This window comes from Hymenobacter sp., from assembly GCF_035709525.1.
GTDB lineage: Bacteria > Bacteroidota > Bacteroidia > Cytophagales > Hymenobacteraceae > Hymenobacter.
Genome location: NZ_DASTEP010000126.1, coordinates 1 through 13,654 on the forward strand (window position 1 = coordinate 1; position 13,654 = coordinate 13,654).

Annotated in this window: 13 protein-coding genes; 8 read left to right on the top strand and 5 right to left on the bottom strand. The window is 64.3% G+C overall.

The annotated features are described in order from the left end of the window. The first annotated feature begins 103 nt into the window (after positions 1-103). The 3 genes from VFO93_RS10955 to VFO93_RS10965 are packed head-to-tail and all read left to right on the top strand — an operon-like array spanning position 104 to position 2,285. Positions 104-1,183: an AAA family ATPase gene (locus VFO93_RS10955; protein WP_325134412.1), complete on the top strand. Its 1,080-nt coding sequence runs from the start codon at positions 104-106 to the stop codon at positions 1,181-1,183. 38 nt (positions 1,184-1,221) lie between these two features. After that, positions 1,222-1,620, top strand: a complete 399-nt coding sequence (locus VFO93_RS10960; protein ID WP_325134413.1) for a RusA family crossover junction endodeoxyribonuclease — start codon at positions 1,222-1,224, stop codon at positions 1,618-1,620. Then, entirely contained in the window at positions 1,617-2,285 is a 669-nt protein-coding gene (locus VFO93_RS10965) for a hypothetical protein (protein WP_325134414.1), read from the top strand. The genes VFO93_RS10960 and VFO93_RS10965 overlap by 4 nt, the downstream gene beginning before the upstream one ends. 27 nt (positions 2,286-2,312) lie before the next feature. Here the strand turns inward: VFO93_RS10965 and VFO93_RS10970 are convergent, their stop codons facing one another. Continuing rightward, positions 2,313-2,726: a hypothetical protein gene (locus VFO93_RS10970; protein ID WP_325134415.1), complete on the bottom strand. Its 414-nt coding sequence runs from the start codon at positions 2,724-2,726 to the stop codon at positions 2,313-2,315. 112 nt (positions 2,727-2,838) lie between these two features. Between VFO93_RS10970 and VFO93_RS10975 the strand changes: the two genes are divergently transcribed. The 4 genes from VFO93_RS10975 to VFO93_RS10990 all read left to right on the top strand — a co-directional run bounded on the left by VFO93_RS10975 (position 2,839) and on the right by VFO93_RS10990 (position 7,508). Next, positions 2,839-5,223 (top strand): DUF5682 family protein, encoded by a 2,385-nt coding sequence (locus VFO93_RS10975; protein WP_325134416.1) that lies wholly within the window; start codon positions 2,839-2,841, stop codon positions 5,221-5,223. A gap of 149 nt (positions 5,224-5,372) precedes the next feature. Next, positions 5,373-5,732, top strand: coding sequence for an Imm51 family immunity protein (locus tag VFO93_RS10980; RefSeq protein ID WP_325134417.1), 360 nt, complete (start codon positions 5,373-5,375; stop codon positions 5,730-5,732). Next, the gene (locus tag VFO93_RS10985) at positions 5,733-6,302 is read left to right on the top strand and encodes a hypothetical protein (RefSeq protein ID WP_325134418.1); all 570 of its coding nucleotides are present in this window, start codon (positions 5,733-5,735) and stop codon (positions 6,300-6,302) included. It begins immediately after the preceding gene. Positions 6,303-6,407: 105 nt separating this feature from the next. Further along, positions 6,408-7,508 carry a VWA domain-containing protein gene (locus VFO93_RS10990; RefSeq protein ID WP_325134419.1) on the top strand — a complete coding sequence of 367 codons (1,101 nt, stop codon included), beginning with the start codon at positions 6,408-6,410 and terminating at the stop codon, positions 7,506-7,508. A 21-nt stretch (positions 7,509-7,529) separates the two neighbouring features. Here the strand turns inward: VFO93_RS10990 and VFO93_RS10995 are convergent, their stop codons facing one another. The 3 genes from VFO93_RS10995 to VFO93_RS11005 all read right to left on the bottom strand — a co-directional run bounded on the left by VFO93_RS10995 (position 7,530) and on the right by VFO93_RS11005 (position 10,818). Beyond that, positions 7,530-8,429 carry a glycosyltransferase gene (locus tag VFO93_RS10995; RefSeq protein WP_325134420.1) on the bottom strand — a complete coding sequence of 300 codons (900 nt, stop codon included), beginning with the start codon at positions 8,427-8,429 and terminating at the stop codon, positions 7,530-7,532. Positions 8,430-8,504: 75 nt separating this feature from the next. After that, positions 8,505-9,800: a hypothetical protein gene (locus VFO93_RS11000; RefSeq protein ID WP_325134421.1), complete on the bottom strand. Its 1,296-nt coding sequence runs from the start codon at positions 9,798-9,800 to the stop codon at positions 8,505-8,507. Between the two features lie 31 nt (positions 9,801-9,831). Then, positions 9,832-10,818 carry a hypothetical protein gene (locus tag VFO93_RS11005; protein ID WP_325134422.1) on the bottom strand — a complete coding sequence of 329 codons (987 nt, stop codon included), beginning with the start codon at positions 10,816-10,818 and terminating at the stop codon, positions 9,832-9,834. Between the two features lie 133 nt (positions 10,819-10,951). Here VFO93_RS11005 and corA point away from each other — a divergent pair, with 133 nt between their 5' ends. Continuing rightward, complete coding sequence (gene corA, locus VFO93_RS11010; protein WP_325134423.1) at positions 10,952-12,163, top strand: magnesium/cobalt transporter CorA; 1,212 nt, start codon at positions 10,952-10,954, stop codon at positions 12,161-12,163. A 452-nt stretch (positions 12,164-12,615) separates the two neighbouring features. On the opposite strand, the gene surE is transcribed toward corA, so the two are convergent. After that, the gene (gene surE, locus VFO93_RS11015) at positions 12,616-13,485 is read right to left on the bottom strand and encodes a 5'/3'-nucleotidase SurE (protein ID WP_325134424.1); all 870 of its coding nucleotides are present in this window, start codon (positions 13,483-13,485) and stop codon (positions 12,616-12,618) included. Between the last annotated feature and the right edge of the window lie 169 nt (positions 13,486-13,654).

The window sequence follows — 13,654 nt, forward strand, 5'->3', positions numbered from 1 at the left end:
CTTCGACTCCGCTGCGCTGCGCTCAGCATGACGGATACTATAGATACCGCGCCCTACCGAGCCAACTCAAAACTCATCACTCAAAACTCTCAACTCAAAGAAAATGGACCTGCTGCGCCCCCACGCCGAAACCACCTACGCCGAAGAGCTCGCCGCCCTGCGCGAAATCGACGACCGACCGCGCCCCACCAACTGGCAGCTCTCGCCCTGGGCCGTGGTCACGTACCTGCTGGGCGGCAAGCTCGCCAACGGCTTCGAGATTGAGCCCAAGTACATCGGCCAGCGGCGGCTGATGGAAATCGCGGTGGCCACGCTGGCCACCGACCGCGCCCTGCTGCTGCTGGGCGTGCCCGGCACGGCCAAAAGTTGGGTCAGCGAGCACCTCACGGCCGCCATCAGCGGGCACTCCAACCTGCTGATTCAGGGCACGGCGGGCACCGCCGAAGACTCGCTGCGCTACTCCTGGAACTACGCCCGCCTGCTCGCCGAAGGCCCCTCGCTGGGCGCGCTCGTGCCCAGCCCGCTCTACAAAGGCATGGCCCAGGGCCAGCTGGTGCGCATCGAGGAGCTCACCCGCATCCCGAGCGACGTGCAGGACACGCTCATCACCATGCTCTCGGAGAAGGTGCTGCCCATCCCGGAGCTGAGCACCGAGGTGGCGGCCACGCGGGGCTTCAACGTCATCGCCACCGCCAACGACCGCGACCGCGGCGTGAACGAGCTGAGCAGCGCCCTGCGCCGCCGCTTCAATGCCGTGGTGCTGCCCCTGCCCGCCACCCTGGCCGAGGAAGTGCAAATCGTGCAAACCCGCGTCGAGAAGCAGGGCAAGGCCCTCCAGATTCCGGCCGAAGCCCCGGCCCTGGAGCAGATTCAGCGGCTCGTGACGGTGTTTCGGGAGCTGCGCCAGGGCCGCACCGACAACGGCAGAACCAAGCTCAAGAGCCCCAGCGGCACCCTCAGCACCGGCGAGGCCATCTCGGTCATGAACAGCGGCCTGGCCCTGGCCGCCTACTTCGGCGATGGCACCCTGCGCGCCGCCGACCTGGCCGCCGGCCTCACCGGGGCCGTCATCAAAGACCCCGCCCCCGACCGCGTGGTCTGGCTCGAATACCTCGAAACCGTGGTGAAAGAGCGCGAGGGTTGGAAGGATTTGTACCGGGCGTGTAGGGAGGTGGTGGAGTAGTTTTTATCCTTACGTGTTATTCAATCCCTACTCCAGACATGTTGCTGGAATTTCTACTGGCTCGCAGGCCCATTTCTCATCAGTCGAAAGACGCTACCAAACGGCAGCGATGGAAAGAATATGTAGCGCTGACTGCCCAAGCTGCCTGGGGAGCGCAGGCAGCCATAGCTATCCCCTGCCAGTTAACGCTCGTTTACTTTTGTGGTGAACTACCAGCTGATATAGATAATATTATCAAGCCTATCCAAGATGCGTTAGTTGGTATTGTGTATGCAGACGATATCTACATCACCGACGTAGATAGCCACCGACGCCCGCTTACCGCCACCTTCGACTATAATCGCTTGCCCGCACTAGTCCTACCCGCCATTACTTCGTTTCAGGAATGCGTGTACGTGCGCGTCAGTTCTGCTCAATCTATTGAAGCTTACTTATGATTCCGGCTCAACGTCAATACGAAAAACAAATCGCGGCCATGGCCGATAGCTACCGCCAACAAGGCTATAAGGTATCTATGCCGGCTGACCGGGAGGCGGTACCATTTGACTTGCATGGCTTTGTGCCCGACTTGCTAGCTGAGAAAGATGCTGAGCACCTGCTTGTACTGGCTAATAGTGCCGATGCCCCCCTTTCCATTGGCCGCCTACAGGAATTAACTGCCACAGTAAAGCAGCAGCCGGGGTGGCGCCTGCTGGTCGTTAATCTATCATCGAGAAGTGAGATAGCTGGCATTTTGCAAGACCCACTTTCCTGGTCTGCCATCCTAGAACGGATTGCTCAAGCCAGGCGCCTACGTGAAGCAGGTGAGGCTGAAGCAGCCATTCTCTTATTTTGGTCGGCATTGGAAGCGTTGCTACGTCGGCATGCTGAAAGTGTGGCGTTGCCGCTAGAACATTCGCCCGTGCGGGCGCTACTTGATTACTTATATTCCGAGGCGGACTTATCCTACGAATACTTCGACCAAGCTAAAAACCTACTAGTTGGCCGCAATAGGCTTGCACATGGCTTTCCACTGCCAGAGGCTAGTCAGCAGGCAGCTCAACTACAGGGCTTGGTAGAGAACTTATCAAATGACTGGCTACCACTACGTAATGTAGCCTAAAGTGCTGGCCAAGCATTAGCAAGCTCTTTAGCCTACTATGGCTTGCTGGGCGGCCAGCCAGGCATTGGCCGCGCCCTCATCCACGAAGCGGGCGTAGCGGAGCGGGTCGGGGGCCGTGGCCGACGAGTCGGGCAGCAGGCTGCTGAGGTAGTCGGGCAGCACCAGGAAGCACACGGCCATGGGCTGGCCCAGCTCGCGCTGAAGCTCGGGCAGGAAGCGGGTCGTGACCCACTCGGGGCCGTTGTAGCTGCGGTTGGTGCGGCGGCGGCCGTCGATGAGCCAGTAGGCGCAGCGGTGGTGCAGGGCCGCCTGGCGCAGGGCGGCGTAGCCCTCGTGCAGCTCGGCTTCGTCGATGGAGCGCAGCCAGCGGCCCGTGAGCTGGCCGAGGTCAGGGCGGTAGGCAATTTGCAAAAAGCCGAGGGAAAACGAATCGGGTAGCATCAGAAGTAAGCTGGGCGGGGCTAAAGTACGTAAAAGTGCCGGCCGCCGGGTTGGGGTCGGCCGCCAAATCGGCGGGGCCGCTATCTTGGCGGCTCACTTTTTTGCTTCGCTTATGCCCACCGACCTGCGCCTCTTCGGCATCCGGCACCACGGCCCCGGCAGCGCCGCCAGCCTCGTGGCCGCCCTCGACGCCTATCGCCCCGACATCGTGCTGCTCGAATGCCCCGCCGATGGCGAGGCCGCTCTGGCCACCCTGCGCGACGCCGCCCTGGTGCCGCCCGTGGCGTTGCTGCTGTACAACCCGAAGCAGCAGGGGCAGGCGTCGTTTCTGCCGTTTGCCGAGTTTTCGCCCGAGTGGCAGGCGGTGCAGTGGTGCTTTCGGGAGGGGGCGCACGTGCGGTGCTTTGATTTGCCGATGAGCTTGCGATTTGGGCTGGATAATGCGGTGGTTTCGGGCTCGCCGGACGGGGGCACCTCACCCCCCGACCCCCTCTCCAAAAAAGAGGGGGAGCCGGACGACAATTTTGGCCAGAAAGTAGTTAATCAAAACCCAGTAGAAAACGACCCAACGGCGGTCGGCTCCCCCTCTTTTTTGGAGAGGGGGCCGGGGGGTGAGGTGCCCCCGTCCGGCGAGCTTTCAAGGGAAGACGCCATCGAAGCCGACCCGGTCGCCTACCTCGCCCGCCTCGCCGGCTACGCCGACTCGGAGCAGTGGTGGGAAACCCACCTGGAGCACGCCCCCGGCGACGCCGACACCTTCGCGGTGGTGCTGGACATGATGACCGCCCTGCGCACTGAACTGCGCCGCCCCGAAACCGACGAAACTCTGCTGCGCGAAGCCTACATGCGCGAAACCCTGCGCGCTACCCTCGCCCAGGGCTACCAGCGCGTGGCCGTGGTGTGCGGGGCCTGGCACGCGCCCGTGCTCACCGACCCTAATTTTCAGAAAAAGGAAGACAAGGCGCGCCTGAAAGGCCTCAAGAAAGCCCCCGTCGAAGCCACCTGGATACCGTGGACCTATGAGCGCCTGTCGTTTAGCTCGGGCTACGGGGCGGGCGTGCTCTCGCCGGCCTGGTACGAGCTGCTGTTTACGCAGCCGCGCGCGCAAGTCATTACACAGTGGATGGTGCGCGCCGCACGCCTACTGCGCGGGCACGACCTCGACGCCTCCTCGGCCCACGCCATCGAGGCCGTGCGGCTGGCCGAGGCGCTGGCCGCCGTGCGCGGCCTCAGCTTGCCGGGCATCGAGGAGCTGCGCGAAGCGGCCGTGGCGCTGCTGGGCGGCGGCTATGCCGAGGGCTTGCAGGTAATTGAGCGCGAGCTTATTATTGGCGAGAAGCTAGGCGAAGTGCCGCCCGGCCAGCCCGCCACACCCTTGCAGCAAGACCTAACCCAGCAGCAGCGCGCCCTGCGCCTCAAGCCCGAGCCCACCGCCAAGCCCCTGGCCCTCGACCTGCGCCAGGAAAGCCACCTCCAGCGTAGCCACCTGCTGCACCGCCTGCGGCTGCTGGGCATCCATTGGGGCCAGCCCCGGCGCGTGGCGGGCGGCAAGGCCGGCACCTTCCACGAAGAATGGGAGCTGGCGTGGCCACCCGAAATGGCCCTGGCCGTGCTCGACGCTGGCCGCTGGGGCAATACCGTGCGGGCCGCCTCGGCGGCCCGCGCCACCGCCCGCGCCGCCGAGTCCCCTACCCTCGAAGCCGTGAGCAGCCTACTTGAAGAAGCCCTGCGCGCCGACCTCGGCCCCGCCATTCCGGCGCTCGTCTCGCGGCTCGAAGTCCTCGGGGCCGACACCCGCGACGTGACGCACTTGCTCGCCGCCCTGCCGCCGCTGGTGCAGGTACTGCGCTACGGCAACGTGCGCCGCACCGACACTCGCCAAGTGGCCCAGGTGGTGCAGCAGTTGGTGCCGCGCCTCTGCATCGGGCTGCCCGCCGTGTGCGCCAGCCTCGACCTCGACGCCGCCCGCCCTTTGCTGGAGAAGATAGAGGCCACCCACGCGGCCATCCGCCTGCTCGAAGACGCCGCCCACGCCGCCGACTGGTACGCTGCCCTGGCCGCCGTGGCGCGCCGCGCCACCAGCAGCGGCCTGCTGGCCGGGGCCGCCACCCGCCTGCTCTTCGACGCCCAGCAAACCGACGCTGAGGCCACGGCCACGGCCCTGGGGTTGGCGCTCGCGCCCGCCCAGCCCACCGCCTACGCCACGGCCTGGATAGAGGGCTTTTTGCGCGGCTCGGGGCTGGTACTCATCCACCACCGCGCGCTGTTCGATTTGCTCGATGCCTGGCTGGGCAGCCTGCCGGAGGACACCTTTCGGGCCGTGGTGCCGCTGCTGCGCCGCGCCTTTGCCGAGTTCTCGCTGCCCGAGCGCCGCCAGATTATGGACCTGGCTGGGGCCGGGCCCGCCGCGCCGGTGGCAGCCACTGAAACCCTGCGCTTTAATTGGACGCGCGGGGTACGGGTGCTGCCGGTACTGCGCGAGCTGATGGGCACGTAGCGCCTACATGGCGTTTGGACTATTCTTCGGCGGCAGCTGGGGCAGCGGCGGCCGGGCCGTGGGCGGGCATTAGGGGGGTGCTAGCATAGTTGCGCAGCGGTGCCGTACTTGCTGCTAGTCTCCTAGCAACCAACCACCTATTTCAGCCTATGGCTTCTACGTTTCCTTTCAAAATTGCCGCCGCGCGCGGGACCGACAATCCGGCCCGCCAGTTCGTTATTTTGGCCGAGGTAGGCAATATGGACGAGTATCTCAACTTGTTTGAGGACCACGGCTACGGCGGCACCGGCCTGGCCTGGCGCGAGCACATCGAAACCATCATCGAAGAGTACCAACCGGGCCTGCTCGACCACCTGGAGTTCGATGAAACCGAAAACGTGTTCCTGGCCTACGCCGATAGCCTCGACGCGGTGCGTTTGTTTATGGATTGGGTGCTGCCGTACTTTGGAAATGTCGGCAAGTTGAAAAGGTATTTAAGCCAGACCGACCCCAGCGATTTTTTTCGGTAAATGCCCTACTGTCGGCAAGTTGAAAAGGTATTTAAGCCAGACCAGCCCCTGCGATTTTTTCCGGTGAGTACCATTCAAAACACCGTCGAGCAGCAACTAAAGGCCGTATCAATAACGGGCAGAATGGCCTATAGTATCACTTGTCTGGAAATCATTATTCAGCATGATAATCTCGACCAACAGGCTTTTCAACCCTTACTTACTGCGCTGTGGGACTTCACGGATAACCCCGACCTAGGCAACTGGGACGAGAATATCATGCCCTTTATTCCGGAAGACCGGACAGGCTGGCCTATTGGGGGCACCCCGGCAATCAGCTTGTTCTACCAAACGCTTCCGCCTGCCCTGTTAACCTGCATAGATGAAATAATTGACGTCGGGCGAGGCAACCTGTATGCTGGTGTTCAATCGCATAGCCCTGCTACCTTGACTTCGGTCATGTGGGTAGTTCAGTATATGCTGGCACATGGCTATCCACTCCCACAGACAGAAATTTTTCAGCGCTCTCCTTTCACACTGCAAGACCAGCATGGCTGGGGAAACCGGGTAGCCCGAAGCTTTTTTCAGTAGTTTCGGTATTTGTGCAACAGGTAGTTGTACAAACACCGGCTAGTAGTGCCGCGACTTGCGGCACTACTAGCCGGTAGATAACTTCGCTTTGTCTACCTTGCTGCCATGAACCCCACCGCGCCCCGCTGGAAACTCGTACTCGGCAGCGCCGCCGACGCCGACAACGCCGTAGCCCTACCCGCCGACTACGGCCCGCTCGACCAAACCCTGACGGCCCTCTACGACGGCGAGCGCCGGGGCGGCCTCGGCAGCTCGGCCCCCCGCGTGAGCCGCTGGCTGGGCGACATCCGGCAGTATTTCCCCAGCGAGGTAGTGGCCGTGATGCAGCAGGACGCGATGGACCGCCTAGGCCTGAGCCAATTGCTACTGGAGCCCGAAATAATGCGGACGGTGCAGGCCGACGTGCACCTGGTAGCCACGCTGCTCTCGCTGGGCCGCGTGATGCCGGCCAAAGCCAAGGCCACCGCCCGCGAGGTAGTAGCCAACGTAGTGCGCGAGCTAGAGCAAAAGCTGGCCCAGCCGCTGCGCCAGGCCGTGCAGGGCGCCCTCAGCCGGGCCGTGCGCAACCCGCGGCCCCGCTACCACGAAATCAATTGGGGCGCTACGATTAAGGCTAATCTCAAGCACTACCAGGCCAGCCACCGCACCATCATCCCCGAGCGGCTGGTGGGCTACGGGCGGCGCGGGCAGGCGCTCAAGGAAATCGTACTTTGCCTCGACCAAAGCGGCTCGATGGCTGCCTCGGTGGTGTACGCGGGCGTGTTCGGGGCCGTGCTGGCGTCGCTGAAAGCGGTGAAAACGCACATGGTCGTCTTCGACACGGCCGTAGTCGACCTCACCGCCGACCTGCAAGACCCGGTAGACCTGCTTTTCGGCGTGCAGCTGGGCGGCGGCACCGACATCAACCTGGCCCTCAGCTACTGCCAGCAGCTCATTTCCCGCCCCACCGATACTATTCTGGTGCTCGTGACCGACCTCTACGAAGGCGGCAACGAGCGCGAGATGCTCAAGCGCGCTGCCGCTCTTAAGGCCGCCGGCGTCACGGTCGTGGTGCTACTGGCGCTCTCCGACGAAGGCTCGCCGAGCTTCGACCGCCGCGTGGCCGAGCAGCTGGCGGCGCTGGGCATCCCCAGCTTTGCCTGCACGCCGGCCAAATTTCCGGCGCTGATGGCGGCCGCCATTCAGGGGCAGCAAGTGGCGGTGTAGCTTGGGCTCTGCGAGTCTGAGCTACACACGCGCCAACAGCCCATATACGTAATCCAACAGATGCCGCCGCCCGGCCACATGCAGCAAGTCGGCGAGGTCGCGGGCAGCCGACCACCGGCGGCGGCGCAGGGCTTGCAGCAGCTCCCAGCGCAGCCGAATGCCCAGGCCGGCGCGCTCGGCGGGGCTGCGCACGAGGGCCACGGCCTTGCGGCACACGGCGATAGTGGAAAGCAAATACGGGTCATTGGGCTGGTAGGCGCGGGTGGACATGGAGCGCGGGTGCAGGCGGCGCAAAGTCGTCACGGCATTCTGGTAGTAAAATTGCCAGTCGGGGCTGGCGCGCACCCAGAAGTCGAAGTCCTCGAAGGTCAGCGTTTCGTCGTAGCCACCGAGGCGGGCCAGGGTTTCGCGGCGCATCAGCATGGTGGGCGAGCAAATGAAGTAGCGGCCCAGCACATCGGCCAGCACCCAGCCGCTGGCGGGGCGCGGCAGCAGCCCGCCGCGCCCGTCGGGCCGGTGGTGCAGGCCCTGCGGCTGGCCCTGCTCATCAATCAGTTCGGCATTGGAATACACCACGCCGTAGCTCGGGCCGAGCTTATCAAAAAGCGCCACCTGCTGGCTGATGCGGTGTGGCAGCAACACGTCGTCGGTGGCAAAATCGATGACAAACTCCCCTTTGCTCTGAAAGAAAGCCTGGTTAAAGGCGCGGCAGTTGCCCACGTTCTGGGGCAGCAGCAGCAGGTGCCAGGCGGGGTTGGCCTGGGCGTATTCGCGCAGTATCTCGGGGCTGCCGTCGTGGCTGGCATCATCGACCAGCCACACCTCCAGGTGCGGGTAGTCCTGCGCCAGAATGGAATCGAGGGCTTGGCGCAAAAACGGCGCGTGGTTGTAGCACAGGGCAATGATGGTAACGAGCGGCACGCGGGGAGTTAAGAGTTTTGAGTGCTGAGTTTTGAGTTGGGGTCTCGCCTGGGCAAGGCGGCACCATAAGGCAGGCTAGCCCGTTTTTTCACGCTTCATGCTAAACAGTAAGCAGCACGTCATCAGCAAAATACCGAAGCGCGCGGCGTGCGCCCACACCACGCCCGCCAGGCCCAGGCGCGGCAGCAGGCCCGCCAGCAGCGCCGCGAAGAGCGCGGCCGAGGCCGCCTGCACGGCCAGGTAGGGCAGCGGCCGGGCGCGGGCCAGCAGTTGGTAAATAAACACCCAGACCAGAAACTTGGCCCAGTCGCCGAGCAGCTGCGGGGCCAGCAGCTCGCGGGCGGCCAGCAGGCGCGGCGCGAAGAGCAGCGGCAACAGCCAGTCGCGCAGGGCGAAAACCAGCCCCAGCGCCACCGCCAGCCCCGCCGCCAGCAAGCCCAGCACGCCGCGCAAATAGCGCCGCGCCTGGGCCGGCACGGCCGCCAGCGCCGCCAGCCGGGGGTAGAAAACGGTGCCCAGCACCGCCCCCACCACCAGCGAGTAGTTATCGGAGAGCTTGGCCACGGCCTGCCACAAATCGGTGCTGGCGGGGCTGAAGGTGCGGATGAGGTAGTCGCGCACCGCGTAGTCGACCGCCCGGCCGAAGAGCAGCGTGCCCAACGCCATCAGCACGAAGCGCAGCAGGCCGCGCACCGCCGCCGGGCTGTTACGGCCCGGCGCCAAGCCACGCAGCAGCCCCGCCCGCCGCGCCGCGCCCAGCGTGGGCAGCAGCGCCAGCGCCTGCCCGGCCAGGTAGCCGCCCAGCACCCCCGGCAGCGGCTGCCGCAGCAGCAGCGCCGCGCCCGCCGCACTAGTACTCAGCACGCTTAGTACCAGCGATTGCACTACGTAGGCCCGGCGCTGGCCGGCCGCCAGCAGGGCCGTGCTTAGCAGGGCTTGCAAGGCCACGGCGGCCATGCCTAGGGTGAAAAGCAGCACCGGCCATACTCCCCAGGTGGCTCCGTTTGCTACCAGCAACACCGCGCCGGCCAGCCCTACTAAGCTCAGTGTCAAGAACCCCGCCGTGCCCAGCCAGGCGCGGTAGCGGGCGCTGCCGGGTGGCAGCGGGGCCAGCCGCGCCGTGGCCCCTACCTGGATGCCATCGGCCGGCAAGGCCCCAAACAAACCCATCAGATTCTGGAACTGTGCCAGTTGCGTGAGGCCGCCGGGGCCGCCGTACACGGCCATTAGTTTATTGACTACCAGCGCGCCTGCCGCCCGCGCTACTACCGCTACGCCCGTGCCCGCCGCGCCGCGCACGAAGCCCCGCCAGATGCCGCCCGCTGGGGGCGGCGAGTTGGCCGAGATTGGCGTGCTGCTGGAATCAGACATGGGAACAGGTGACCGGCGCTTTTAGGGTTTGCTACAAGTCCTTTTGCCAGGTCAACCGGTGGCTTTCCAGCCCGCCCAGCGCGCGCTTGAAATGTAGCAGCGGCCGGTTGGGCTGGCCGGTGGGCAGCGTAGAAGTACCCAAATCAACTATCGTGGCCCCATTGACTTGGGCGTAGTCGTGCAGGCCACCGAGCAGCAGCACGCTAGGGCTAAGCTTGTTGAGGCGCAGCGGGCTGGCCAGGTAAAAATCGTAGAACGCCGCCCCACTCACCTGAATGGCGATGAGCACCGCCGCCCACTCGCTCGACGGCTGCCGCACCGACAGCAGCAAGTGCCGCTGCGGAAACGCCCGAAACAACGCCTGCACCCGCTCTAGCGGCAGCGAGAGCGCGTGGCCCCGCTCGCGGCGGCAGGCGGCGATAAACTCGTAGGCCAGCGGCAGCAAAATGGGCGGCTCCTGCTCTACCACAAAGCCCGCCTGCTGGCACTGGCGCAGGTGGCGGCGCTCGCTGGGGGCCAGGTGGGTTACGTAGTCGCGCCGGGTATCGAGGTAGTAGTTAAGCTCTTGCTGCGCTAGCTGGTAGTCGCGCTGGGTTAGTGCTTCGGCCAGGGCGGCGGCCCCGGCGGGGTCGTAGCAAGTGGGGTAGCTTCGGATTTCGAGCTGCGTTTGCCCGTGCTGGCGCAGGGCAGCCTCGGCGGCTTCGAGCAGCGGGTGCAGAGCGGCGGCGGGCAGGCCAGCCGCCAGCTGCACCCCGCCCCAACTGGCTTGACCGGGAGAGCGCGCCAAGCCTGGCCCTTCAAAATCGGGCACCACGTAGAGTTGCGCCACCGTTTGGCCAGCGGCTTCGTCTTCCAGAAAAAAACCCAGCGTAGCGCACCCGCGCGCCTGCAACACCTGGTGGGTAGGCTCCAGAAACAAAAACGGCTCGAAGGCCAGCGGCAGGCGCGGCCCAACGGGCAGCTGGCCGGGCGGGGCCAGCGCTACGTACACGCGCAGAGCTGGGGTAGAATAATTCAAAACCAGTGGCTTGACCAAAAGAATAGACCGGGCTGCGCCGGGCCGCCCCTGGCAAAGTACGGCACCCGGACACCGCCAGGCCGGCTTTTTCCCGTTTAAGGCTCATCTTTCGGCATTGTTCAGCTTGTTTTCTATGGATTTTCCCGACCCGCTGCCCCTGGCCCCGCCGCCCACCGCCGCCGAGGCGCACCCCGCCGCCTCCGGCCTCCCCCCCACCGACCGTATCACCGACCGCAAGGCCACGCGCCTGGCCCGCGAGCAGGACGTGGGCCAGCGCCCCGGCACGCTGCGCGTGAAAGCCAACGCGCTGAAACCCCGTTTGTTTTTGTTTTCTTATGATGAACAAGGCTACACCGAGGGCGAATACACCGGCCGCTACGATGAGCTGCTGGCCGCCGTGCGCGGCCGCCCCGACCTCAAGCACTGGGTCGACGTGCGCGGCTACGGCGACCTGCCCCTGATGGAGCGCCTCATGGACGACTTTGGCCTGCACCCCTTGCAGCTCGAAGACGTGCTCGGCGATTACCAGCGCGCCAAGGTGGAGGTGTTCGACGAAAACCGGCTGTTCCTGGTGTCGCGCATGACGGACTTCACCTCCAGCCTGGAAATCAATGACGACCAGCTTTCTATCTTCACTGGCCCCAACTACGTGCTGTGTTTTCAGGACGATTATGAGGACTGCCTCGACGTGCTGCGCAACCGCCTGCGGGCCAACCTGAGCCAGCTGCGGCGCAAGTCGAGCGGCTACCTGGCCTACGCCCTCACCGACGTGGTGCTCGACCACTACTACCCCACGATGGCCGCCATCGGCGACTACATCGAAGACCTGGAGGACCGCATTTTCACCGAGCGCCGTGAGCGGCGGCTGCTCAATCGCATCCTGCGCATCAAGAAAGACGTGGTGCGCTTCCGGCGGCTGGTGTACCCTGAGCGCGATAAAATCGCGGAAATCCTGCGCCTGCCCGACGAGGTAGTGCCCGAGGAGCTCAAGACTTACTACCGCGATGCCTACGACCACGCCATCCAGGCCCTGGACCTGGCCGAAAGCTACCGCGACAACATTTCGTCGCTGGCCGACCTGTTCCTATCCGACCAAAGCAACCGCATGAACGAGGTGATGAAGGTGCTGACCATCATCAGCTCCATCTTCATCCCGCTTAGCTTCGTGGTGGGCCTCTACGGCATGAATTTTCAGCCCGAAGACCAGCACGGGCACCGCCTGCCGCTCAATATGCCCGAACTGTATCAGCCCTGGGGCTACCCTGTTTTGCTGGGTATCCTGGCGCTCATCGTGGTGGGGCAGCTGTTTTATTTCTGGCGCAAAGGCTGGCTGAGTAGTGATTGAGGAGTGGATGAGTAGGGCTTTGGATGAGCGGATAAAAACGGTCGTCATGCTGAGCGCAGCGAAGCATCTCTACCGCACCATCCAAACCGTGCAACGAAGCGGCAGAGATGCTTCGCTGCGCTCAGCATGACAAGCGCGCTCATCCATCACCCCATCATTCACCGCTTCCTCACCGACCCGGTGCTAAGTTGAATCGTCAACTGAACGCCGCATGAAACTGCTGGGACTTATTGCCTTTCTGCTTTTGCTGAGCACGCTGCTGTCGCCGGCCGGGCACCGGAGCCGCTGCCGCTCGGCGGCCCGGCCCCGGTGCGCGCCGGCAGCCCCCGTGCAAATTAATCGTTCGCTCTGGGCCGCCCGCGCGCCCAAGACTGTGCGACGGGTTGGTCAATGAGTGAGTGGTGAATGAGTGAATTTAAATAGAATGGCTCACTCATTCACTACTCACTCATTCACTCATTGACCAGCTCCCCCGCCGCCGGGCCATAATCCTGGCCGGCCAGAGGCTGGGGCGGGGTAGCAGCCTTTTCGGCGGTAGGCAGCGGCAGCTGCCAGGTATCGGCTAGCTGCTTGAGGCCGTCGTAGTTGGTGAGGTCGTACTTGCAAGGCACCACCGACACGTAGTTTTCGGCCAGGGCGGCTTCGTCGGTATCGAGGCCGCGGTCGTGGTTGGCAAATTTGCCTTGCAGCCAGTAGTAGGGGCGCTGGTAGGGGTCGAGGCGGCGGTCGAAGTCCTCTTCCCATTTGGCATCGGCCTGCCGCGCCAGCCGGATGCCCTGGATGGGGCCAGCTGCGTTTTTGGGGATGTTGACGTTCAGGGCCGTATGGGCCGGAATGCCCTGCGTCAGCGCCAGCTCGCACACCTGCCGCACCCACGGCCCCACGTGCGAAAAATCGGCCTGGTCGCCGTATTCGCACAGCGAAAAGCCGATGGCCGGCAGCCCCTCAATGGCCGCCTCAATGGCCGCCGACATGGTGCCCGAGTACAGCACGTTCACCGAGGAGTTGGAGCCGTGGTTGATGCCCGACACCACGAGGGCGGGGCGGCGGTCGCGGAGCACGTAGTACTTGGCGATTTTCACGCAGTCGGCGGGCGTGCCCGAGCAGGCGTAGGCTTCTACCTCGGGGCCAAAAATGCCGGACTTATCGAGCCGCAGCGGGTGGCCGATAGTGATGGCGTGCCCCATGCCCGACTGCGGGGCGGCGGGCGCGACGACGACTATTTCGGCGTTTATTTCTTGTAAAACGCGCACCAAATGCGCAATGCCGGGGGCGGTGAGGCTGTCGTCGTTGGAAACGAGAATGAGCGGGCGAGCAGACATGAACGAGGGTAGCGCGGACTTTCGGCCCGCGAGTGAATACTAAGCAAAGCAGTACGCAAACGCGGCTTAAAAGTCCGCCCAAGCAACCAAAGGTTAACAGCCAGCCCCGACCTTCGCGCCCATGTTTCTTACCTCTCTGTTGCTCGCCGCCGCGCTCATGACCACCGCC

Excerpts from the sequence above, each read along its gene's own strand:
- VFO93_RS10975 (WP_325134416.1), top strand. The coding sequence starts at position 2,839 with ATGCCCACCGACCTGCGCCTCTTCGGCATCCGGCACCACGGCCCCGGC.
- VFO93_RS10990 (WP_325134419.1), top strand. The coding sequence starts at position 6,408 with ATGAACCCCACCGCGCCCCGCTGGAAACTCGTACTCGGCAGCGCCGCC.
- VFO93_RS10965 (WP_325134414.1), top strand. The coding sequence starts at position 1,617 with ATGATTCCGGCTCAACGTCAATACGAAAAACAAATCGCGGCCATGGCC.
- VFO93_RS10980 (WP_325134417.1), top strand. The coding sequence starts at position 5,373 with ATGGCTTCTACGTTTCCTTTCAAAATTGCCGCCGCGCGCGGGACCGAC.
- VFO93_RS10985 (WP_325134418.1), top strand. The coding sequence starts at position 5,733 with ATGCCCTACTGTCGGCAAGTTGAAAAGGTATTTAAGCCAGACCAGCCC.
- VFO93_RS11000 (WP_325134421.1), bottom strand. The coding sequence starts at position 9,800 with ATGTCTGATTCCAGCAGCACGCCAATCTCGGCCAACTCGCCGCCCCCA.
- VFO93_RS10970 (WP_325134415.1), bottom strand. The coding sequence starts at position 2,726 with ATGCTACCCGATTCGTTTTCCCTCGGCTTTTTGCAAATTGCCTACCGC.
- VFO93_RS10955 (WP_325134412.1), top strand. The coding sequence starts at position 104 with ATGGACCTGCTGCGCCCCCACGCCGAAACCACCTACGCCGAAGAGCTC.
- VFO93_RS10960 (WP_325134413.1), top strand. The coding sequence starts at position 1,222 with ATGTTGCTGGAATTTCTACTGGCTCGCAGGCCCATTTCTCATCAGTCG.
- corA (WP_325134423.1), top strand. The coding sequence starts at position 10,952 with ATGGATTTTCCCGACCCGCTGCCCCTGGCCCCGCCGCCCACCGCCGCC.
- surE (WP_325134424.1), bottom strand. The coding sequence starts at position 13,485 with ATGTCTGCTCGCCCGCTCATTCTCGTTTCCAACGACGACAGCCTCACC.